This window comes from Amycolatopsis sp. WGS_07 (assembly GCF_045278895.1).
GTDB lineage: Bacteria > Actinomycetota > Actinomycetes > Mycobacteriales > Pseudonocardiaceae > Amycolatopsis.
The window spans coordinates 1532876-1554598 of the sequence record NZ_CP136053.1 but is presented as its reverse complement, the minus strand read 5'-3'; the positions used below and the strand labels follow the sequence as shown (position 1 = coordinate 1554598).

Sequence of the window (21723 nt, the reverse complement as noted above, 5' to 3'; positions counted from 1 at the left end):
AAACTCTAGCGACCGCGCAGCAGCATTTTCGCCGCCACCAAAGCCTTCTCCGCGTCCGGTTCCTCCCCGGTGATGGCATCGGTGTAGATGAACGACTCGCCGACCCGCACCAGCAGGTACGCCAGATCCCCGACCGGCAACGGCGACTCCAGCCGCCCCGCCGCCACCTCATCGGCCAGCAACGCCCGCACCTTCTCGATCGTGCGCGACTGCACCAAGCTCGCCTTGGTCGTCAACAACCGCAGTGCCCGCTCGGGCTCCCGGCGGAGGAACGCGCGAAACGGCGACGACGCGTTGACCGTCCGCACGAACGCCCCGATTGCCTCCGCGACGCCGTCTCCGCCGCGGCCCGCATAACTCACGTTATCCAGCACTGCGGCCGTCTCCGCCCACAGGATTTCGCTCAGCAGGTGGTCGCGGCTGCCGACCCAGCGGTGCAGGGTCGCGCGGCTGACGCCGAGGTCGCCGGCCAGATCTCGCATGTCCACGCGGTCGCCGGCGAGGAACCGGGCGCGGGCGAGCCGGAACGCCGCGACGGCGTCGGGTCGCGAGGTGCGGGTGGCCAGTGGAGTGTCGATGATTGAGACGTTAGCAGAAAGTGTCGCATGGATGAGACATATGGCAGGATGTCTCACAAAGAGCGAGAGGAGCCGCCAAGATGCGTGCTGTGCAGGTGACCGAGTTCGGCGGTCCCGAGGTGCTGAAGCCGGTCGAGCTGCCCGATCCGGTGGCCGGGCCGGGGCAGGTGCTGATCGAGGTCGACCGCGTCGGGCTCAATTACGCCGACACGCACCAGGCGGAAAACTCGTACCTCGCGCCGAGCAAGCTGCCGCTCGTGCCGGGCGGCGAGGTCGTGGGCCGCACGGCTGACGGCAAACGCGTGGTCGCGCTGCTCAACGACGGCGGCGGTTACGCCGAGCGCGTCGTGGCCGACGAGGCCATGACCTTCCCGGTGCCGGACGGTGTCGACGATCTGAACGCGCTGTCCATGCTGGTCCAGGGCGTGACCGCGTGGATCATGCTGCGCAAGAACGCCCACCTCGAGCCGGGCGAATCGGTGGTCGTGCACGCCGCGGCCGGCGGGGTCGGGTCGATCGCGGTGCAGCTGGCGAACGCGTGGGGCGCGGGCCGCGTGATCGCGACCGCGAGCAGCGAGGAAAAGCGTGCGCTGGCGATCGAACTCGGCGCGGACGTCGCGGTCGACTCCCGCGCGGAGAACATGACCGAAGTCCTGCGGGAAGCCAACGGCGGCAAGCGAGTCGACGTCGTCCTCGACATGGTCGGCGGCCCGACCACCGACCAGAGCATCGTCGCGCTGGCCCCGTTTGGCCGGCTGGTGTTCTACGGAATGGCCGGCCGCCGTTCGCCGAAACCGATCGAGCTGCGCAATCTGCTTGGCCACAGCACGACCGTGGCCGGGATGTGGCTGCCGCACGTCTTTCGCTTGCCGGGCAACGTGTTCGGCACCGCGCTGAACGAGCTGTTCACCATGGTGCGGGACGGGAAGATCCGCGCGATCGCGGGCGGCGAGTACGCGCTGGCGGACGCCCGGAAGGCCCACGAAGCGCTGCGTTCCCGCGGCACGGCGGGCAAGCTGCTGCTCGACCCGCGCCGGTAAGCGTCGTGAGTGCTGATCACGGTTCTAACCGCGATCAGCACTCACGAGGCCTGGCCAGCAGCTCCTCCAGCGGCGCGGCTTTATCCAGGCACTCCTGCCATTCCGCGGCGCTGTCCGAGTCCGCCGTGATCCCGCCGCCGACCCCCAGTGCGATCCGGCCCCCGGCGATCTCGAACGTCCGGATCGCCACGTTCAGCTCCAGCCCGGCCAGCGGCGACACCATCCCGGCCGCGCCGGTGTACACCCCGCGCGCGGCCGGTTCGAGTTCGGCGATCAGGTCCAGCGCCCGGATTTTCGGCGCCCCGGTGACCGAACCCGGCGGGAACGTCGCCGCCAGCAGCCCGGCGTCGGTCACCCCGTCCGCCAGCACACCCTCCACAGTGGACGCCAGATGCCACACCCCCGGCGCCGGATGCACCGCGAGCAGCTCCGGCACCACCACGCTGCCGACCGCGCACACCCGCCCGAGGTCGTTGCGCACCAGGTCGGTGATCATCACGTTCTCCGCGACGTCCTTCTCCGACCGCCGCAACCGGACCGCGTTGCCGTCGTCCGCCGGACCCCGGCGAGGCAGCGTCCCCTTGATCGGCGACGACCGCACCCGCCGCCCGTGGCGTTCCAGAAACAGCTCCGGCGACAGCGAAACCACCGAACCCCAGTCACCAGCGACGTAAACCGCCCGTCGCGGAGCCAGCCGCCGCACCCCTTCGGCGAACAGCGCGGCCGGCGAACCCTCGAACGTCCCGGTGAACCGCGAGCAGACGTTCGCCTGAAACAGCTCGCCCGCCTCGATCTCGTGTACGCACGCCTTCACCGCCTGCTCGTGCCCGGACGGCCGCTCCAGCGGACTCGCCGACCACGTCAGCTCCGCGGCTCCAGACAAAGCCCGCTCCACCAAGGCGAGCTGCGCGTCGGCGTCCCCTTCGAGCGATTCGAACCAGCACACTCCCGACGCGTCCCAGCGCAGCACGTGGTCCGCCCAGCCCCAGGCCGACGCCGGAACCCCGGTCGAGCGCCCGGACGGATCCGCCTGGTCGTAGGCCAAAAACCCGAACCAGCCGCCACCGACCCACTCCGAAGGACCCGAATCCGGGACAGCCGGAGGGAACGGCCGCGGAGTCACCTCCAGGAACGGTGCCACCACTGCCCGCGACCCGAACCAGTCCCCGCACACCGCGGCCGGCTCGGGCAGCCCGTGTGCCCGGGCGTACGCGGACAGCAGGACGAGCACCCGCGAAGGGGGCAAGTCGGTCCGCAGCCGCTGGAAACGCATCGCGCCATTGTGCCGGAAACCGGGGATGACCAGCGGAAAAGGTGATCAGAGCAGCACATCGGACAGTGCGAAGGGATACACCACCGCGTCCTGTGCGACCGGCCCGTCGACCCCCGGCACATCCGGCGCGAAGGCGTGCTGGTGCAGCCCGAGCCGCGAGTGGAACCAGCCGGGCCGCCCGGGAATGCCGTTGTGCCGCACAAGCCACAGCACCACGTCGGAGTCGGCCCAGCGATCCGGGTGCAGCCGGTGCGCCCAGCAGTCGTGCCCGGCGTACACGAGCACCCGGCGGATCTTCGCGGCGTGCCGCACGTGCTTGATCCACGCCTTCACGAACCGGTCGTCGACGCTCTGCGCGTCCACCTCGAGCGCGGGGGCGAGCGAACCGGGCGCGAACGCCCCGAGCCTGCTGGCCGTCCGGACGAAATGGTCGGCCTGGTCGTGCACCGCGCCGGGCCGCGCGTAGTGCCGGGCTCCGGTGTGGATGCCCGCGTACTGGGCCGCGGCGAGCGTCCGCTCCGCGCCGGGGTCGCTCCAGTTGACGTTCTCGCTGATCGTCACCGAGGCGAATCGCACGTCGGCGCCGCGCACCGCCGCCCAATCGAGCACTTGCTCGCGATGAGTGAGCGTGAGTCCACGCCCACTCTCCGGTTCCGCCACCTCGCACCCCTGACAAGCCCCACGACGGGTGAAAGGCCACCCTACGTCCGGAATTCCGGAGCGGGGTGACCTTTCCCGGCGTGTCGATAGGCTTTGATCAGGCGTTTTCCCGTTGGAAGGTGCGCGTGCCCCACCACACCGCCAGTACGGCCATGACCAGCACGACCACACTTCCGGTGAACAGCGCGTCCAGCGAGAAGTCGCCGCGGAAGCTGTTGCGCTCCACGTCGACCACGTGCCGGAACGGGTTGATCTGCGAGATCGTGTACAGCCACTTCGGAGCCAGCCCGGCGGTGATCGGGATGAGGATCCCGGACAGCAGCAGCAACGGCATGAGCACCGCGTTGAGCAGCGCCGGGAACGCCTCCTCGCTCTTGAGCGTGAGCGCCAGCGCGTAGGAACACGACGCCAGCGTCAGCGAGAGCAGAAACACGATCGCGAGGCTCAGCAGCACCCCGCCGAACGGCGCGTTCAGGTCGAACACCAGGTAGGCGAGCAGGATGATCAGCACCGACTGCACGGTCGCCTGCAGCGCGTTCGCCAGCACCTTCCCGAGCAGCAGCGCGGCCCGGTGCACCGGGGTGACGCGCAGCCGTTCGACCACGCCGGACCGGAATTCGGCCAGCAGCCCGAAGCCGACGAACGAACTGCCGAACAGCGCCAGCTGCGCGATCAGCGCGGGCGTGAGCACCATCCAGCCGTCGACGTCGGACATTCCCTGCGCGTTCAGCGACTTCACCAGCAGTGGGCCGAAGAAGAACAGGTACAGCAGCGGCTGGGCGAGGCCGATCAGCAGCCACGCCGGATTCCGCAATGCTCCCGCCATGTCGCGGCGGAAGATCAGCCAGGTGTCATGCAACACCGGACACCTCCGGTTCCGCCGGCGCGGGCTGCTCGGCTTCGCGCAGCGACCGGCCGGTGAGAGTAAGGAATACGTCGTCCAAAGTCGGCCGGGTGACCTGCATCGAGCTGGTCGCGATGTCCTTGGCGTCGAGCGCGCGCAACAGCTCCGGCATCGCGCTGTCGCCGCGCGGCACCCGGAACCGGATCGACCCGTCGGACACCGCGAACTCGTGCGCGCCGGGCAGCTGCCGGGCCAGGTCCGCGGCGGCCGCGGCGGACTCGGGATCCACCTCGATCGCCACACCGTCACCGGAAACCCGGGCTTTCAGCTCGTCCGGAGGTCCCTCGGCGACGATCCGGCCGTCGTCGATCACGATCAGCCGGTCGGCCAGCGCGTCCGCCTCGTCGAGGTAGTGCGTGGTCAGGAAGATCGTGACGCCCTGTTCGGCGCGCAACCGCCGGATGTGCTCCCACAGGTTCGCCCGGCTCTGCGGGTCGAGCCCGGTGGACGGTTCGTCGAGGAAGACCAGCCCCGGCGAATGGATCAGCCCCAGCGCGATGTCGAGCCTGCGCCGCTGACCCCCGGACAGCGTCTTCGTGGCCCGCTGGCCGAGTCCGGCCAGGTCGAGCTGCTCGGCGAGCACCTTGCCGCGCGCGATCGCGTCGGCCCGGCTCATCCGGTACAGCCTGCCCTGCAGTTCCAGCTCCTCGTCCACGCGCGATTCGGGCGCGGTCCCGCCGCCCTGCGCGACATACCCGATGTTGCGGCGCACCCCCGCCGCGTCGGTGAGCAGGTCGTGCCCGCCGACGGTCGCCGTGCCCGCGGTCGGCTTCAGCAGGGTGGTGAGCATCCGCAGGGTGGTGGTCTTCCCCGCCCCGTTCGGGCCGAGAAACCCGACCAGCTCGCCAGCCTCGACGTCGAGGTCGACCCCCTTCACCGCGTGTACTTCCCCACCGGCTCGGCCCTTGCGGCGGAACCGCCGCTCGAGTCCGCGTGCCGTGATCATGGATAACCCCTCTCCTCCCAGAAAGATCAACTAGTCAATCTTGACTAGTTGACGCGCACACTGTGCCCGAGGAAGGAGGATTAGTCAAACTTGATTACTTGGGCGACTCGCCGAACGCCGAACCCGGATCGTCGGCCATCACGTACTCGCCCGCCTCGAGCCTGCTGATCAGCCCGGTGAGCCATTCCCGGCTGGCGCTGGCGATCCCGCCCCACAGCCGGAACAGTTCGGACACGTGCGGCGGTTTCCCCCAGGTTTCGTCCTCGAGGCTCAACCGCGACCGGCGCTCTTCCGCCTCGAAGTGCACCAGGTTCTGCTTGAGCAGGCTGATCGCGTACTTCCGGGGGAGCGCGGGCATCAGGCTCACCGCCGCGCACAACTCGGCGTTGCTCGCGGTCGGATCGGACAATCCCTTCGAGATGAGCACCTGGAATTCATGCTCGCCAGCCGGGGAAAGCCGGTAGGCGACCCGGTCCGGACCGCCGTCGCCCGGTTCGACGTCGATCTTCTCCAGCAGGTCCTCGGCGGTCATCTTCTTGAGCGCGTGATAGATCGAACCGGGCTGGACGTTCGCCCATTTGTCCGCTGACCACGACAGCAGTTCGCGGCGCACCTGGTAGCCGTGCGCGCGGCCGAACATCCGCACGACCCCGAGCACCAGCAGACGCGTCGCCGACACCGGCTCTCCCTTCCCCGACCACCACGAAACGCATTCGAGCGCATCCGTAGGCTAAACAGGTATGAGCACCCCTGTGTTGACTGCGGTGGCCTGGCCTTACGCCAACGGCCCCCGCCACATCGGCCACGTGTCCGGATTCGGCGTCCCGTCCGACGTCTTCTCCCGCTACCAGCGAATGGCCGGCAACCGGGTGCTCATGGTGTCCGGGACCGACGAACACGGCACGCCGATCACCGTCCAGGCGGACAAAGAGGGGATGACCCCGCAGCAGACCGCGGACAAGTACACCCGCCAGATCGACGAGGACCTCCAGGGCCTCGGGCTCTCCTACGACCTGTTCACCCGCACCACCACCGGCAACCACGCCGCGGTCACGCAGGAGATCTTCCTCGCGCTCAACCGCAACGGCTACGTCGTCCCGAAGACCACCCGCGGCGCGATCAGCCCGTCCACCGGCCGCACGCTGCCCGACCGCTACATCGAGGGCACCTGCCCGATCTGCGGCTACGACGGCGCGCGCGGCGACCAGTGCGACAACTGCGGCAACCAGCTCGACGCCGCCGAACTGATCAACCCGAAGTCGCGGATCAACGGCGAGACGCCGAAGTTCGTCGAGACCGAGCACTACTTCCTCGACCTGCCCGCGTTCACCAAAACCCTCGGCGACTGGCTGGGCACCAAGACCGACTGGCGCCCCAACGTCCTCAACTTCACCCGAAACCTGATCGACGACATGCGGCCCCGCCCGATCACCCGCGACCTCGACTGGGGCGTGAAGATCCCGCTGGACGGCTGGCGCGACCAGCCGCTCAAGCGGTTCTACGTCTGGTTCGACGCGGTCATCGGCTACTTCTCCGCGAGCGTCGAATGGGCGCGCCGCAACGGCACGCCGGACGCGTGGCAGGAGTGGTGGAACAACCCCGACGCGCGCTCGTACTACTTCATGGGCAAGGACAACATCACCTTCCACGCCCAGATCTGGCCCGCGTTGCTGCTCGGCCAGAACGGCGACGGCGACCGCGGCGGCGAGCCGGGCAAGTACGGCAAACTGCACCTGCCGGACGAGATCGTGTCCAGCGAGTTCCTCACCATGAGCGGATCGAAGTTCTCGACGTCGCGCGGCACGGTCATCTACGTGCACGATTTCCTGCGCGAGTTCGGGCCGGACGCGCTGCGGTACTTCATCTCGGTGGCCGGTCCGGAGACGCAGGACACGGACTTCACGTGGGACGAGTTCGTCCGGCGGACCAACTTCGAGCTGGCGAACGAGTGGGGCAACCTCGTCAACCGGTCGATTTCGATGGCGCACAAGAACAACGGGGCGATTCCGGCTCCGACTTCGCCTGCTCCGGCGGATGAGGAGTTGAAGGCGTTGTCTCGGCAGGCGTTCGACACCGCTGGCGGGCACTTGGCGCGGTCGCGGTTCAAGCTGGCCGCGGCTGAGGCGATGCGGGTGGTTACGGCGGCTAACCGGTATCTGTCGGATCAGGAGCCTTGGAAGCTCAAGGACGATCCGGATCGGCGGGACGCGGTGTTGCATACCGCGTTGCAGGTGGTTAGTGACGCGAACACGCTGTTGACGCCGTTCCTGCCGCATTCTGCGCAGAAGGTGCATGAGGCGTTGGGCGGGACTGGGGTTTGGGCTGCTCAGCCTGAGCTGCAGGAGGTGCCGGATCTTGATCTTCCGGACCGGGTTAATCCGATTCTGACCGGGGATTACGCGGGGGAGCAGGCTCGGTGGGAGTCTCGGCCGGTTGAGGTCGGGCGGCCGTTGGCGAAGCCTACGCCGTTGTTTACGAAGCTGGATCCCAAGTTGGGGGAGACTGGGCCGGAGTGGGCTCCGATTGTGACTGAGTGAGGCTGGGCTGAGGGCTCGTCGCCTGGCGGCGACATTGCGCCTCGGGGGTTGCGTGGGGCACCCCGAAGCCAATTGTGATGACGGTCGAGGGGTGCTTGTCAAGGCGGGAAAGATGCCTTGACAAGCACCCCTCGACCGCATTTGGGCTTCGTATCGGGGTGCGGGGGTGGTGTGGGTGCCTGGCTGGGTTGGGTGCGCGGGGTGCGGGGGTGGTGTGGGTGCCTCGCTGGTTTGGCGGCCAGTAGTTTGGGGTCTATGGGTGACGAAAAGCGTGAGCTTCCGCCGGTTCCTGATCGGTTGCCGGTGACGGTGGTGGATGCGCACACTCATTTGGATGCCTGTGGCGCGAAGACTGCTGCTGATGTCGTGGAGATGGTTGATCGGGCGGAGCGGGCTGGGGTTGCTCGGGTCGTGACCGTTGCTGATGATCTTGCTGCGGCTCGGTGGGCTTCCGAAGCGTCCACCTGGGACTCGCGGGTTTTTGCGGCGGTGGCTATTCATCCCACGCGTACCAAGGAGTTCGGGCCCGCCGAACAGTCCGAAGTGGAGCGTCTGGCGCGTGGCGAGCGCGTGGTCGCGGTGGGTGAGACTGGGCTCGATTACTACTGGGACTACTCGCCGCACGATGCGCAGCAGGTGGCGTTTCGCTGGCACATTGATCTTGCGAAGCGGCTTGGCAAGGCTCTGATGATTCACGACCGCGACGCGCACGAGGACGTGCTTCGCATCCTCGACGAAGAAGGCGCGCCCGAGACGGTCGTCTTCCACTGCTTCTCCGGCGACGAGCACATCGCGCGCCGTTGTATCGACAAGGGTTACATCCTGTCCTTCGCCGGCACGGTCACCTTTAAGAACGCGCGCGGGCTGCACGAGGCCGCGCGCATCGTGCCGCGTGGGCAGTTCCTCGCTGAGACAGACGCGCCGTTTCTGACCCCTCATCCCTACCGTGGGCGGCCGAACGAGCCGTATTGCACCGCCTACACCGTTCGCTACCTCGCTCAGCTGCGCGGCGAAGCGGTCCACGAGGTGGCCGATGCGGTCCGGACCACTGCCGAACGCGCATACCGGCTGCCTGCCTGATTCCGTACTGTCACAACGGGTTGCACGGATTGCGACATTCGAGGACGCGCATTCGTCCATCTGACGAGTGATGCAAGTCACGACACTCCGGGGGGTGTTTGCGCAACCTGCCGACACCCGTTACTGTCCCGTGATCGTGCCGGTCGGTACCGCGACGCGGAACCGGCTGATACGCCCACCAGTCACGTCAGTGCACGTCGGGGAAGCGGAACCGGGGTTGGTACGACTCGGGACCGTGACGATGGCGCTGGCTGGGGGTGTCGGACTTGAGAGGCGCGCCCGAGGGTGCGTCGCGAACGAAGGACGACGCGCGAGAACGCGCGGTGTCTTGGGAAAGGGAACGACCCGGTGACTGGTAGTCGGCAGGATGACACGCGTCTTGACGCGGGTTCGGCGTATTTCTCCTCCTCCGCTGGTTCGGTGGCCGTGCTCGACCGCGAGCTTGAGGACACCGCCTACGGGCAGCTTGACTTCTCCGACGAGCTTCGCGTGACCGAGCAGGACGTGCTCGCCGCACTCGGCCCGGACGCCGACGCGCTCATGTCGGAAATCGACGTCGACGTGGATGAGCTGATCCGGCTCATCAACGCCGAGACCACGATGCTTCCGCCGCTCGTCCTCCCGGACGAGGTCGAGCAGGACCGCACCGCCTCCCCCCAGGCCAAGAAGGTCGAGGTCGAGGAGGGGCTGCGCGAGGCGACCAAGACCTGGAAGCGCCGCTTCCTCAAGGGTGCCGTCCTCTCGCTGCTGGTCACCATCGGCGGCGGCGGCGCGGCGGCGCTCGCGATGAACAAGAGCGTGACCGTCGACGTCGACGGCCACCAGCAGACCGTGCACAGCTACGGCGACACCGTCGGCGAGGTCCTCGAGGACGCTGGCCTGTCGGTCGGCGCGCACGACGCGCTCTCGCCCTCCCCGCAGGCCGCGGTCGGCGACGGCGGGGTCATCAAGCTCGAGCGCGGGCGTCAGCTCAACCTCGTCGTGGACGGCGTGTCGCGGCCCTCCTGGGTTCGGGCGACCACGCTCGGCGAGGCCATGAACCAGCTCGGCATGGGCAGCATGATGTCCCAGGGCGCGTGGACGTCGATGCCGTCGTCCGGCGAACTGCCGCTCGAGGGCTCCACCGTCCAGGTCAAGACCCTCAAGCACATCACGCTTTTCGACGGCACCAACGCGCCCCGCAAGGTGGACACCACCGCGGTGACCACCAAGGAACTCGTCTCCGACCTGAAGCTGAACCTCGGCCCGGACGACGCGATCGAGGGCGGCCTCGACATCAGCCTGAAGAACGGCGCCGAGGTCCACGTCAGCCGCATGGGCGTGTCGATGGTCAACCAGGAAGAGGCCATCGACCCCGAGGTGCAGAAGGTCGACGACCCGACGCTGCTGCAGGGCCAGCAGAACGTCCAGGACCCGGGCACGCCGGGCAAGAAGCTCGTGACCTACAAGGTCACCAAGAAGAACGGCGAAGAGGTCTCGCGCGAGCAGGTCTCGGAGAAGACCCTCGTCGAGGCCAAGGCCAAGATCATCAAGGTCGGCACCAAGAAGCCGCCGACGCCGGCCATCGGCGACACCGGCGCGTGGGACCGCATCGCGCAGTGCGAGTCGGGTGGCAACTGGTCCATCAACACCGGCAACGGGTACTACGGCGGCCTCCAGTTCGACCGTCAGACCTGGAACGCCTACGGCGGCCAGCAGTACGCCCCGACGGCCGACAAGGCCACCCGCGAGCAGCAGATCGCGATCGCCGAGAAGGTGCGCGAGGACCGCGGCGGCTACAGCGCCTGGGGCTGCGGCTACAAGGCCTGAGCACCCTCCGATTTCCGGCAGGCGGCCGGGAGCCTCGCGCTCCCGGCCGCCTGTTTTCGTATGCCGCGTCGCCGCTGGGTAGGCTCGTCCGGTGGTGGAACTGCTGGGGCCTGCCGAAATCCGCGGGCTGGCCGACGAACTCGACGTCCGGCCCACGAAGAAGCTCGGGCAGAACTTCGTGCACGACCCCAACACGGTCCGCCGCATCGTCGAACTCGGCGGGGTGGTGCCGGGGGACGTCGTGCTGGAGGTCGGGCCCGGCCTCGGGTCGCTGACGCTCGGTCTGCTTGCCGCGGGTGCCGAGGTCATCGCCGTGGAGATCGACCCGGTGCTCGCCGCACGGCTGCCGCGCACGGTCGCCGAGCGCGCGCCGGAGGCGGCGGACCGGCTGACCGTCGTCGGTGCCGACGCGCTGCGGGTCCGCGCCGCGGATCTGCCCGCTGCGCCGGTGTCGATCGTGGCGAACCTGCCGTACAACGTCGCGGTGCCGGTGGTGCTGCATCTGCTGGCCGAGCTGCCGTCGCTGCGCAGCGGGCTCGTGATGGTCCAGACCGAGGTCGCGGACCGGATGGCGGCCGGGCCGGGCAGCCGCACCTACGGCGTGCCGAGCGTGAAGCTGGCCTGGTACGGCCCGGCCCGCAAGGTGGCCGCCGTGCCGCGCGCGGTGTTCTGGCCGGTGCCGAACGTCGATTCCGCGCTGGTGTCGTTCACCCGCACCGACCCGGTGTCCGGGGTGGACCGCGCGCGGCTGTTCGCGGTGGTCGACGCGGCGTTTTCCCAGCGGCGCAAGACTTTGCGGGCGGCACTGGCCGGATGGGCCGGTTCCGCCGAGCGGGCGGGCGAGCTGCTCGCCGAGGCCGGAATCGACCCGAAGACGCGCGGCGAGCAGCTCGACGTGCACGCCTTCGCCCGGATCGCGGCCGCTGGCGCTGATCGAGGCCCCTCCCGCCGGGCCGGGCTAGCTTCCGCCGCATGCTCCGGAACCTCCTGCTGGCCCTGCTCCAGCTCGTCGGCGCGGTGTTGATCGTCGGCGGATTGCTCGGCACCGCGGCCGGGGTGGCGATGCGGTTCAAGGAGCCGGACGCGGTGATGTGCGGCGACCGGGTGATGCCGCGCGATCCGTCGTACTCCTGCGGTGGCGGCACATACGAGTCCATGGCGCGGGCACAACAGGCCTCCTACGACCGCAGCCCGTTCGTCGCGGGGTTCTCCTTCGCGGGTGTGCTGGTCGGGATCCCGGTGGCCTACTTCGCGTCGAAGAAACGGTACCGGTGGTAGCTCGCCTCACTCCTTCTGAGTGTCCATCTGGCTACTCTCGGTTGTCACCGATACGGCTGTATCGCTGTGACCGGCGGCTCGTCAGGGCGTTGGCATTCGGGGGAGTCCGTTTGCTCCACGGCCCGGATTGTTCAGCCGTGCCGGTGCGAGATGCTTCGCTCCGGTGAGCTATCTCGACTCGGTTTCCGACGCGTCCGCGCGGGAGCCATGGCATGCGGGCAGCTCACCCTTGACAACGAGAAATCTGTTGTTCCATAAGATCTCTTGATCGTCCACAGTGGAACGAACCCGTTCGCTACCGGTGCCGGTCAGGCTAGGAGCGCAGGTCGGAGCACTGTTCGGTGGCCGAGGTTCCGGGTTTCCGGGTCCTGGACGCGGTGTTCCGGTATGCGGGCACCACCAGACGTGTGATCTGCACCAACGAGCTTGCGTTCAGCCAATGGGATCGGCTTTACTCGAAAGCGTCCATCCCGAGCGACTGAGAGACCTGGCTCGCCGAAGTCGCAGCAACCACCCTCCGCAGGGCAGGTGCTACCGCCAGGACCGATGGAGGCTGTTTTCGATGAAGAGGGTCACCCGCCCGCTCCTGCTGACCCGCCGGCGCGTAGTCGACGAAGGTCGCCGCACGGTATGTGCGTGTCAACGCTCCATGGTCATCGCCTGATCGTCTTTTCCGCAGTTTCTTGCGCCGTCCATTGTGGACGGTAATTCGATGACGCCTGGCGCGCCCGGAAACGGCGCTGCGCCTCGTTTTGCCTGGAGCCCTTTCGTGATCACTGTCGAAAACGTGTCCAAGTCCTTTCCCTTCCACGGAAATCGCGTCGCCGCCCTGCGCGACGTGAGTGTCGATGTGCAAGCCGGCTCGCTGTTCGGGGTCGTGGGCCCGTCCGGTTCCGGCAAGTCGACCCTTGCCCGCTGCATCGCGCTGCAGGAACGCCCGGACCGCGGCGTCGTGCGGCTCGACGGCCTCAACACCGCGACGCTCGACGGCAAGCGGCTGCGCGAGATCCGCCGTCAGCTCGGCGTCGTCGGGACCAAGCCGGAGCTGATCGCCGAGCGCACCATCGCGGGCAACATCGCCAGCCCGCTGGAGCAGCTCGGCGTCGACGGCCCGCAGCGGCGCAGCCGGGTCGGCTCGCTGCTCGACCTGGTCGGCCTCACCGCCCGTGCCACGCAGAAGCCCGAAGAACTCACCGAAGGCCAGCTCCGCCGGGTCGCGGTGGCCAAGGCGCTCGCCGCCGGACCGGCCGTGCTGCTCGCCGACGACCCGACCGCCGGGATCGCTCCGGAGGACTCCGGCGCGGTGCTCGCCGTGCTCGACCGGGCGCGGGCCGAGCTGGGCGTGACGATCGTGGTCACCACGCCGGACGCGGACGTCGTCCGCCGGGTCTGCGACGACGTCGCGGTGCTCGACAACGGCGCGATCGTCGAGCGCGGCACGGTGCTGGACCTGATCTCGACGCCGGACAGCTGGACCGCGCAGGCGGTGCTGCCGTCGATCGAGACGTCGCGCGCGCAGTCCGCGAAGTACGACCGCGCGGTCGATGTCGTGCTGATCGGCTTCGCGTCGGTCGGTGCCTTGCTGCCCGAGGCGGCCAGCCGCTTCGACGTGGAGCTGGCCACCATCGGCGGCGGGCTCACCCGCATCGGGGACACTCCGATCGCCCGGTTCCGCCTCGGCGTCCGCGGCGAGCGGGCCGACGCCGCGCTGTCCTGGATCGCCGACCGGGGCGCGCACGTGAGCCAGCCGGCTCGCGGTCCGCAGAGCGTCGTCGCTGCCTGATTTCCCTTTCACTGAGCGGTTTTCGAGGGCCGTCCCATTCGGTTGGGGCGGCCCTCGCCGCGTCTGTGGGACACGTCGCCCCAGGAATCGGGACACGTGGGCAAACTTTTAGGACGACTGTCCTGACGTCTGTCTATTGTGGTGCTTCCGGCGGAGGATCTCGGCCACTTCCGGATCCGCGTGCGCCTCCGCGGTCTGCTTCCACTTCGCCACGAGGGCAGCGACCGGAACCGGATTGCCGAGGGATTCGGCTCGCTCCAGGGTTTCGGCCAGTTCGCCGGCGAACGCCCGCGTCTCCGCCGCCGACAGGTAGCGCGCCCACGGGAACGCGGCGGGCAGCACCTCGGTGGTCTCCACGTCGCGGCGCATCAGCTCCACGAGGATCGCGACGGCCGCCGAAACCGCGGCCGCCGCCTGCTCCGCGCGTTCGGCGGTGACCAGCAGCAGATCTGGTTTGTCCTTCTCCCGTCGGCGAATCCGGACCGAACGGCTCGGCGACTGTTCGAGCTGCTCCACCACCCGGCGCGGGTGCAGGGACAGCTCGGACAGGTTGACCTCCGGCGCGCGCATACTTCCAAGGTAGTTTCAAACTGGCCCGCCGGGCCAATCCGGAACGACGACTGGGGGAACTTCTGTGCCAACGTTTTCTCCTGGCGGCACCTGACCTGCGGCAGCCACGTAGGCTGGACGGGTGCTAGCCGTCGTTCCACCACCAGTCACCGTCCGGGTCCCGGCCAAGGTCAACCTGCACCTGGCCGTCGGCGACCTGCGGGCGGACGGTTTTCACGAGCTGGTCACCGTCTTCCAGGCGCTTTCGCTCACCGACGAGGTGACCGTCGCGGCCACCGACGAGCCGGGGCTCGAGGTGTACGGCGAGGGCGAGCGCACGGTGCCCACCGACGGGGCCAACCTGGCGTGGCGCGCGGCGCGCGAGCTGGCCGCCTACGCCGGACGGCCGGACGCGGACGCGCCGAAGGTGCGCATCGTGCTGCGCAAGGGCATTCCGGTCGCCGGCGGCATGGCGGGCGGGAGCGCGGACGCGGCGGCGGCGCTGGTCGGGCTCTCGTCGCTCTGGAAGCTCGACGTCACCCGCGACGAGCTGGCCACCATCGCCGGACGGCTGGGCAGCGACGTGCCGTTCGCGCTGTACGGCGGCACGGCGCTCGGCACCGGCCGAGGCGAGCAGCTCGTGCCGGTGCTCGCGCGGCACACGTTCCATTGGGTGCTGGCCTTCGACGAGGAAGGCCTGTCCACCCCCAAGGTCTTCGGCGAACTCGACCGGCTGCGCGCGGACGGCAAACCGCCGCGGATCGGGTCGCACACGCCGGTCGTGGAGGCGCTCGCGTCGGGTGATCCTCGCCAGCTAGCCCTGTTGCTCGGCAATGATTTGCAGGCGGCCGCGGTGTCGCTGCGGCCCGGCCTGCGCCGCACGCTGCGTGCCGGGGTGAACGCGGGCGCGCTGGCCGGCTGCGTGTCCGGCTCCGGGCCGACGTGTGCGTTCCTGTGCTCCGACGCGGAAACGGCGGTCGAGGTGGCCGCCGAACTGTCCGGCGCGGGAGTGTGCCGCACGGTGCGGGTCGCGCACGGCCCGGTGCCCGGCGCCCGCGTGGTCGGCGGCGACGACGCGCCGCGCAACGTGCCGCCGCGCGTGCACGCCTGAAAAACCAACGCTTGAATCAATAGTCCACAGTGGAAAGGATCCGGATGGCCAACCTGGTCAACCTGGAGTCGGTGAGCAAGTCCTACGGCGTGAAGCCGTTGCTGGACAACGTTTCCCTCGGTGTCGCCGAGGGGCAGCGGATCGGCGTCGTCGGGCTCAACGGCGGCGGCAAGACGACGCTGCTCGAAGTCCTTTCCGGACTGAGCGAACCGGATTCCGGCCGGGTGAGCCAGGTCCGCGATCTGCGGATGGCCGTCGTCACCCAGCGCACCGAGCTGCCGGACGGGAGCACGGTCGGCGATGTGGTGCTGCAGCGCTACGGAGCCGAGCACGAATGGGCCGCCGACGCGCGCGTCCGGTCTATTGTGGACGGACTGGGGATCACCGCGATCGGCCTCGACACTCCGACCGCGAACCTGTCCGGTGGCGAACGCCGCCGCGTCGCGCTGGCCGCCGCGCTCACCGGCGAGCTGGACCTGGTGGTGCTCGACGAGCCCACTAACCACCTTGACGTCGAAGGCGTGCGCTGGCTCGCCGATCATCTGCTGGGCCGCCGGATCGCGGTCGTGGTCGTCACGCACGACCGGTGGTTCCTCGACACCGTCGCGAGCCTCACCTGGGAGGTCGCGAACGGTCGGGTCGAGCAGTACGAAGGCGGTTACGCCGACTGGATTTTCGCCCGCGCCGAGCGTGCCCGCCTCGCCGCGACCGCGGAGGAGAAGCGGCAGAACCTGGCGCGCAAGGAGCTGGCGTGGCTGCGCCGAGGTCCGCAGGCGCGTTCGTCGAAGCCGCGCTACCGCGTCGAAGCGGCCGAGGCGCTGATCGCCGACGTGCCGCCGCCGCGCGATTCGGTGGAGCTGATGGCGTTCGCGAAGCGCCGGCTCGGCAAGACGGTGTTGGAGCTGGAAGACGCGTCGCTGAAGGTCGGCGACCGGACGCTGCTCGACCACGTGACGTGGCGGATCGGCCCCGGCGACCGGATCGGTCTCGTCGGCGTGAACGGCTCCGGCAAGACCACGCTGCTGAAACTGCTGGGCGGCGACGTCGAATCGCCGACCGGACGTCGCGTGCAGGGCAAGACGGTCGCGCTCGCGCACCTGCGCCAGGAACTCGACGATCTGCCCGCGGACCTGCGGGTGCTGCAGGCGATCGAGCAGGTCGCGGGCCGCGTCGTGTTCGGCAAGCAGGAGATGACGGCGTCGCAGCTGGGCGAGAAGCTCGGCTTCCCGGCCGCGCGGCAGTGGACGCCGGTCGGCGACCTCTCCGGTGGCGAACGCCGCCGGCTGCAGCTGTGCCGGTTGCTGATGGCCGAGCCGAACGTGCTGCTGCTGGACGAGCCGACGAACGACCTGGACATCGACACCCTGCAGCAGCTCGAAGACCTGCTCGACGGCTGGCCGGGCACGATGGTGGTGGTCTCGCACGACCGGTACCTGGTCGAGCGCGTCTGCGACGCCACGTACGCGCTCCTCGGCGACGGCAAGGTCACCCACCTGCCGGGCGGCATCGAGGAGTACCTGCAGCGGCGCGCTCGCGCGAAGGAGGCCGCGCCGCGCCGGGAAGCACCGGCGGCGGAGAAGACCGAGGCCAAGCGCAGTGCGGCGGAAACCCGTGCGGCGCAAAAGGAATTGGGTCGGCTGGAGCGGAAGCTGGACCAGCTCGCGAAGCGCGAGGAGAAGCTGCACGCGTCGCTGGCGGAGGCGGCTACCGACCCGGAAAAGCTGATCGAGCTGAACACCGAGCTGAAGGCCGTCCTGGCGGAGAAGGACGACGTCGAGGCCCGGTGGCTGGAGACCTCCGAACTCGCCGAGTGACCCCGTACATCCGCTGTTCACGCCGCCGCGGGCGGTGCCGGGAAAACCGGACAGTAATCTGACGCACATGAGTCGGTTTGTGGACACACTGGTCGGAACTGCGGCGGACCGGGGACAGCGGCGCGGCATGGTGACCGGCGAGCCCAAGGAGCCGGTGCGCCGGACCTGGGCGCAGGTGCACGACGAGGCGCGCCGGATCGCGGGCGGGCTGGTCAGCGGCGGATTGGCGCCGGGGAGCGCGGTGGCGGTGCTGGCCGCCGCGCCGGTGCTCATCGCGCCGACCGTGCAGGCGGTGTGGCTCGCCGGCGGCAGCGTGACGATGCTGCACCAGCCGACGCCGCGCACCGACCTCGCCGAATGGGCCGAGGACACGGTCAAGGTGCTCGAGATGATCGGGGCCGAACTGGTCGTGCTCGGCGAACCGTTCGACCAGCTCGCGCCGGTGCTCGAGGGCAAGGGCATCGGCTACCGGCTGATCTCCGACCTCGCCAAAGCCGAACCGCTGGCCGAGATCGTGCCGACCGCCGAGGACGACACCGCGCTGCTGCAGCTCACCAGCGGATCCACCGCGGAGCCGAAGGCCGTCCGGATCACCTACGGCAACCTGTACACCAACGTCAAGGCGATGGTCGACCGCGCGGAGTTCGAGTTCGACACCGACGTGATGGTGTCGTGGCTGCCGACCTTCCACGACATGGGCATGGTCGGCTTCCTGACCGTGCCGATGACATTCGGCGTCGAACTGGTCAAGATCACCCCGGTCGAGTTTCTCACCGGGCCGTTGATCTGGCCGGAGCTGATCAGCAAATACGGCGGCACGACCACGGCCGCGCCGAACTTCGCGTACGCCATTGTGGGCAAGCGGATGGCGCGGGTCGAGGATGACAATGCTTATGACTTGTCGAAACTGCGTATCGCGCTGAATGGTGCGGAACCGATCGACGAGACTGCCGTGCAGACCTTTGTGGACGCTGGGCGGCGGTTCAATATGCCGCCGGAGTGTGTGTTTCCCGCTTATGGGATGGCTGAGGCTACGTTGGCGGTTTCGTTCGCGCCGTTGTTCACTGGGTTGACTTTGGACATTGTCGAGGCTGAGGCGCTGGAAGCCGACAATCGTGCGGTGCCGGTTCCGGAGGGGGATCCGCGGCGGGGGACGGACGCGGTGCGGTCGTTCGCGTTGCTTGGGCGGCCGTTGGATGGGCTGGAAGCGGATATCGTCGATGAGTCCGGTGCGGTTTTGGGGGAACGGCAGGTTGGGGAGATTCGGCTTCGTGGGGAGGCTGTTACGCCGGGGTATTTGACGGTGGACGGGCCGTTGGATACGCGGGGGCCGGATGGGTGGATGAAGACTGGCGATCTGGGTTATCTGGTTGATGGGCAGATCGTGATTTGCGGCCGGCGTAAGGACGTCATCATTATGGGCGGGCGGAATTTGTACCCGACTGATATTGAGCGTGCTGCTGGGGCTGTGGAGGGCGTGCGGGCTGGGAATGCTGTCGCGGTCCGGCTGGATGCGGGGAGTCGGCGGGAGCGGTTCGCGGTGGTGGTGGAGTCGAAGTTGGCTGGGGATGTGGTGGAGGAGAACCGGCTGGCTAAGGAGATCGCTGGGCGGGTTCGGGATGCGGTGGATATGCGGCCGTTCGCGGTTGTGGTGCTTCCGGCTGGGTCTTTGCCTAAGACTCCGTCTGGGAAGGTGAAGCGGGCGGCTACTGCGGTGCAGTATGCGGAGAAGATTGCTCGGAATGCTGGGGTTTGATTCCGGGCGGGGGCTCGTCGCCTGGCGGCGACATTGCTGTGGGCTTGCGTGGGGCACCCCGAAGCTTGATTGTGACTACGGCGCGGAGGTGCTTGTCAAGGCGGGAAAGATGCCTTGACAAGCACCTCCGCGCCGTGTTTTTGGCTTCGTATCGGGGTGTGGGGGGTGTGGCTGCCTTGATGGGGTGGGTGCATCGGCGGCGGTTTGGTGGGGGGTGGGGCTAGCGCCCCAATGTGGCGTTGGGTGCATCTCGCGCACCCAATGCCACATTGGGGCGCAACGGTGCGGTCCGTGAAGGGTCCCTTGAGGGAATCTAAGTCCGTGAAGGGGGCCCTCACGGCCGGGCAGGGGGGCTGAGGGGCTCGGAGTCCGTGAAGGGACCGGTGCGGCGGCGGAGAGGGTCGTGAGGGGAACCCTGGGGGAATCAGAGTCCGTGAGGGTTCCCCTCACGGACTGCGGCGTCGGACCAACGGCGAAAGGCCGCTTTGAGGGAGTCGGGGGTCCTCAAAGCGGCCTTCGCGTCAAGACTTCGGGGAGCTACCGGCCGGGCAGTCGTTCGGCTGGGGCCTCGGCGACTACTGGCCACGAGGTGCGGCCTGCGGTGGCCTCGCTGTGGTCCCGGCTTCCGGGGATCAGTGGGGCTCGCCGTCCGGATCGTTCGGCTAGTTGTGTCTCCACCTCATCGAGGAACTGGTCGACCTCTCGCTCGTCGTACCCGCGCTTGCCGATCAACGGCTTGGAGAACAGCACGTGGTGGACCTCGGCCGCGGTGAGGTCGTCCTCATCGGCGATCGTCTTGGCGATGCGGCGCACGAAGTCGTCGACCTCTTGCTTGGCGTAGCCGCGGCGGCCAATCGGGGCGTTACCGAAAGCGACCTCAGCGAGATCCTCGGCGGTAAACGACATGGATGATTCTCCGATTCAGGGTCGGGGTGTGCGAACTCCTGAACTCCGTCCTAACTGGTCCCGGCCACGCCGGGAAGCCCGCACCGGGGCGGACGACTCGATTAGGGTCTTAGAAGCCGCCCATCGAGTGAGAATTCCATCACGCACGGCGATCGCGGCTCACCCACAGGCACAACCGCCACGGAAGCCGCAGACCTGGATAAAACAGGCAAAAGGCTCAGGCTGCGTGGAAAGCGTTCTGCGCGGCGGCCAGACCCTGCGAGATGAGTGCCTCGGTCGCGTCGGCGCAGCGGTCGATCTCGAACGGGAGTTCCTTGCGCTCGACCGTCGAGAAGTCCTTCAGCACGAAATCGGCCGGGTCCTGCCTGCCCGGCGGGCGGCCGATGCCGAAGCGCACGCGGTAGTAGTCACGCGTGCCGAGGGATTTGGTGATGGAGCGGAGGCCGTTGTGGCCGTTGTCGCCGCCGCCGAGTTTGAGCTTCAGCGCGCCGAAATCGACGTCCAGCTCGTCGTGCACCACCACGACGCCGGAGGGCGGGACCTTGAAGAACCGGGCCGCGCCGACTACTGGGCCGCCGGACAGGTTCATGAACGACCGGGGCTTCACCAGCACCACGCGGGAACCCGACAGCCTGCCCTCGAGCACCTCGGCTCCGCTGCGGTGGGCCTTGAACTTCCCGCCGATCCGGCCGGCCAGCTCGTCGAGCACCATGAAGCCGACATTGTGCCGGTTTCCGGCGTACTGCGGCCCAGGATTGCCGAGGCCGGCGAGCAGAATCAGCTCGCCGGCCCCGGGCAGGTCTTCACTCACGGAAGAGAGTTTATTCGGCGGCTTCGGTGGTGGCCGCTTCGGCTTCGGCGTCCTCGTCGGCGCTGCCGCGCGGGGCCTCGTTGACGGCCACGACCAGCGCCTCGGCGTCGGTGACCAGCTCGGCACCGGCGGGCAGGGTGACCTGGCCGGCGGTGATCTGGGTGCCGGCCTCGATGCCCTCGACCGAAACCTCGAACTGCTCGGGGATGTGCAGCGCCTCGACCTCGACCTGCAGCGTGTCGAGGTCCTGGGCGACCAGGGTGCCCGGGCCCGCGGTGCCGGTGACGACGACCGGGACGTCGACGGTGACCTTCTCGCCGCGCTTGACGACCAGCAGGTCGACGTGCTCGATGTAGTTCTTGAGCGGGTGGACCACGATGGTCTTGGTCAGCGCCAGCTCGCTGGAACCCTGCAGGTCGAGCGTGATGACGGCGTTGGTGCCGTTCTCACGGACGACGCGGGCGAACTCGATGGCCGGCAGCGCGAAGTGCCGCGGGTCCGAGCCGTGCCCGTAGAGCACCGCGGGGATTTTGCCGGCGCGACGGGTGCGGCGGGCGGCACCCTTTCCGAACTCGGTGCGCGGTTCGACGGAAAGACGTACCTCGGACACGGTGTAGCACTCCTTCAATCACACGACGTGCGGCAGGGGGCGGCGGGGATCGTCGATCTCTGCTCGGGGGCGGTTGCGCACGGCGGCGAGATTGCGGGCGTGATCTGACCACGGGGCTTCTCGAGCCGCCGCGTCGATCACGCCGGGCACCCACAGGCGCACCCGCCTCGCCGAGACAACCCAAGAAGTGTAAACCAGCCGGTCCGCATGAGCCTGCACCGGGTCGCCCTGCTCTCCCCCGCGCGGGTGGATGACGACACAATTCCCGTGCCGCCCGT

General features: G+C 68.7%; 20 protein-coding genes and 1 riboswitch. Of the genes, 10 read left to right on the top strand and 10 right to left on the bottom strand.

Annotated elements, in window-relative coordinates; all coding sequences use genetic code 11:
* Window positions 1-5: 5 nt before the first annotated feature.
* The gene (locus tag RPX00_RS07105; protein WP_406638619.1) at window positions 6-482 is read right to left on the bottom strand and encodes a QsdR family transcriptional regulator; all 477 of its coding nucleotides are present in this window, start codon (window positions 480-482) and stop codon (window positions 6-8) included.
* A 176-nt stretch (window positions 483-658) separates the two neighbouring features.
* On the opposite strand from RPX00_RS07105, the gene RPX00_RS07100 reads away from it, so the two are divergent.
* Complete coding sequence (locus RPX00_RS07100) at window positions 659-1618, top strand: zinc-binding alcohol dehydrogenase family protein (protein WP_406638617.1); 960 nt, start codon at window positions 659-661, stop codon at window positions 1616-1618.
* A gap of 34 nt (window positions 1619-1652) precedes the next feature.
* Here the strand turns inward: RPX00_RS07100 and RPX00_RS07095 are convergent, their stop codons facing one another.
* The 5 genes from RPX00_RS07095 to RPX00_RS07075 all read right to left on the bottom strand — a co-directional run bounded on the left by RPX00_RS07095 (window position 1653) and on the right by RPX00_RS07075 (window position 6080).
* The gene (locus RPX00_RS07095) at window positions 1653-2891 is read right to left on the bottom strand and encodes an aminodeoxychorismate synthase component I (protein ID WP_406638615.1); all 1239 of its coding nucleotides are present in this window, start codon (window positions 2889-2891) and stop codon (window positions 1653-1655) included.
* Between the two features lie 45 nt (window positions 2892-2936).
* Window positions 2937-3551 (bottom strand): glycoside hydrolase family 25 protein, encoded by a 615-nt coding sequence (locus RPX00_RS07090; RefSeq protein ID WP_406638613.1) that lies wholly within the window; start codon window positions 3549-3551, stop codon window positions 2937-2939.
* Window positions 3552-3648: 97 nt separating this feature from the next.
* Window positions 3649-4413 (bottom strand): ABC transporter permease, encoded by a 765-nt coding sequence (locus RPX00_RS07085; protein WP_406638611.1) that lies wholly within the window; start codon window positions 4411-4413, stop codon window positions 3649-3651.
* Window positions 4403-5401 (bottom strand): ATP-binding cassette domain-containing protein, encoded by a 999-nt coding sequence (locus tag RPX00_RS07080; protein WP_406638609.1) that lies wholly within the window; start codon window positions 5399-5401, stop codon window positions 4403-4405. Before RPX00_RS07080 ends, RPX00_RS07085 begins: the two co-directional genes overlap by 11 nt.
* A 94-nt stretch (window positions 5402-5495) precedes the next feature.
* Window positions 5496-6080, bottom strand: a complete 585-nt coding sequence (locus RPX00_RS07075; protein ID WP_406638607.1) for a PadR family transcriptional regulator — start codon at window positions 6078-6080, stop codon at window positions 5496-5498.
* 61 nt (window positions 6081-6141) lie between these two features.
* Between RPX00_RS07075 and metG the strand changes: the two genes are divergently transcribed.
* The 6 genes from metG to RPX00_RS07045 all read left to right on the top strand — a co-directional run bounded on the left by metG (window position 6142) and on the right by RPX00_RS07045 (window position 13888).
* Window positions 6142-7938, top strand: coding sequence for a methionine--tRNA ligase (gene metG, locus RPX00_RS07070; RefSeq protein ID WP_406638605.1), 1797 nt, complete (start codon window positions 6142-6144; stop codon window positions 7936-7938).
* Window positions 7939-8193: 255 nt separating this feature from the next.
* Window positions 8194-9018, top strand: a complete 825-nt coding sequence (locus tag RPX00_RS07065; RefSeq protein ID WP_406638603.1) for a TatD family hydrolase — start codon at window positions 8194-8196, stop codon at window positions 9016-9018.
* A 348-nt stretch (window positions 9019-9366) separates the two neighbouring features.
* Window positions 9367-10827, top strand: coding sequence for a transglycosylase family protein (locus tag RPX00_RS07060; protein ID WP_406638601.1), 1461 nt, complete (start codon window positions 9367-9369; stop codon window positions 10825-10827).
* A 91-nt stretch (window positions 10828-10918) separates the two neighbouring features.
* On the top strand, window positions 10919-11851 hold the full coding sequence (rsmA, locus tag RPX00_RS07055; protein ID WP_406638599.1) for a 16S rRNA (adenine(1518)-N(6)/adenine(1519)-N(6))-dimethyltransferase RsmA: 933 nt from the start codon (window positions 10919-10921) through the stop codon (window positions 11849-11851).
* Complete coding sequence (locus RPX00_RS07050) at window positions 11800-12105, top strand: hypothetical protein (protein ID WP_406638597.1); 306 nt, start codon at window positions 11800-11802, stop codon at window positions 12103-12105. Before rsmA ends, RPX00_RS07050 begins: the two co-directional genes overlap by 52 nt.
* Before the next feature lie 462 nt (window positions 12106-12567).
* Window positions 12568-12658: riboswitch (SAM riboswitch) on the top strand.
* A gap of 216 nt (window positions 12659-12874) precedes the next feature.
* Window positions 12875-13888: a methionine ABC transporter ATP-binding protein gene (locus RPX00_RS07045; RefSeq protein WP_406638595.1), complete on the top strand. Its 1014-nt coding sequence runs from the start codon at window positions 12875-12877 to the stop codon at window positions 13886-13888.
* A 108-nt stretch (window positions 13889-13996) separates the two neighbouring features.
* On the opposite strand, the gene RPX00_RS07040 is transcribed toward RPX00_RS07045, so the two are convergent.
* Entirely contained in the window at window positions 13997-14458 is a 462-nt protein-coding gene (locus RPX00_RS07040) for a hypothetical protein (RefSeq protein ID WP_406638594.1), read from the bottom strand.
* Window positions 14459-14579: 121 nt separating this feature from the next.
* Between RPX00_RS07040 and RPX00_RS07035 the strand changes: the two genes are divergently transcribed.
* The 3 genes from RPX00_RS07035 to RPX00_RS07025 all read left to right on the top strand — a co-directional run bounded on the left by RPX00_RS07035 (window position 14580) and on the right by RPX00_RS07025 (window position 19118).
* Entirely contained in the window at window positions 14580-15548 is a 969-nt protein-coding gene (locus tag RPX00_RS07035; RefSeq protein ID WP_406638592.1) for a 4-(cytidine 5'-diphospho)-2-C-methyl-D-erythritol kinase, read from the top strand.
* A gap of 44 nt (window positions 15549-15592) precedes the next feature.
* Window positions 15593-17362, top strand: a complete 1770-nt coding sequence (locus tag RPX00_RS07030; protein ID WP_406638590.1) for an ABC-F family ATP-binding cassette domain-containing protein — start codon at window positions 15593-15595, stop codon at window positions 17360-17362.
* A 67-nt stretch (window positions 17363-17429) separates the two neighbouring features.
* The gene (locus tag RPX00_RS07025; RefSeq protein ID WP_406638588.1) at window positions 17430-19118 is read left to right on the top strand and encodes a fatty acyl-AMP ligase; all 1689 of its coding nucleotides are present in this window, start codon (window positions 17430-17432) and stop codon (window positions 19116-19118) included.
* A 537-nt stretch (window positions 19119-19655) separates the two neighbouring features.
* Here RPX00_RS07025 and RPX00_RS07020 read toward each other — a convergent pair.
* The 3 genes from RPX00_RS07020 to RPX00_RS07010 form a co-directional block, all read right to left on the bottom strand.
* Entirely contained in the window at window positions 19656-20024 is a 369-nt protein-coding gene (locus RPX00_RS07020) for a DivIVA domain-containing protein (protein WP_406638585.1), read from the bottom strand.
* Window positions 20025-20241: 217 nt separating this feature from the next.
* Complete coding sequence (gene pth / locus RPX00_RS07015; protein WP_406638583.1) at window positions 20242-20835, bottom strand: aminoacyl-tRNA hydrolase; 594 nt, start codon at window positions 20833-20835, stop codon at window positions 20242-20244.
* Window positions 20836-20845: 10 nt separating this feature from the next.
* Window positions 20846-21445: a 50S ribosomal protein L25/general stress protein Ctc gene (locus tag RPX00_RS07010; RefSeq protein WP_378300195.1), complete on the bottom strand. Its 600-nt coding sequence runs from the start codon at window positions 21443-21445 to the stop codon at window positions 20846-20848.
* Window positions 21446-21723: the final 278 nt, after the last annotated feature.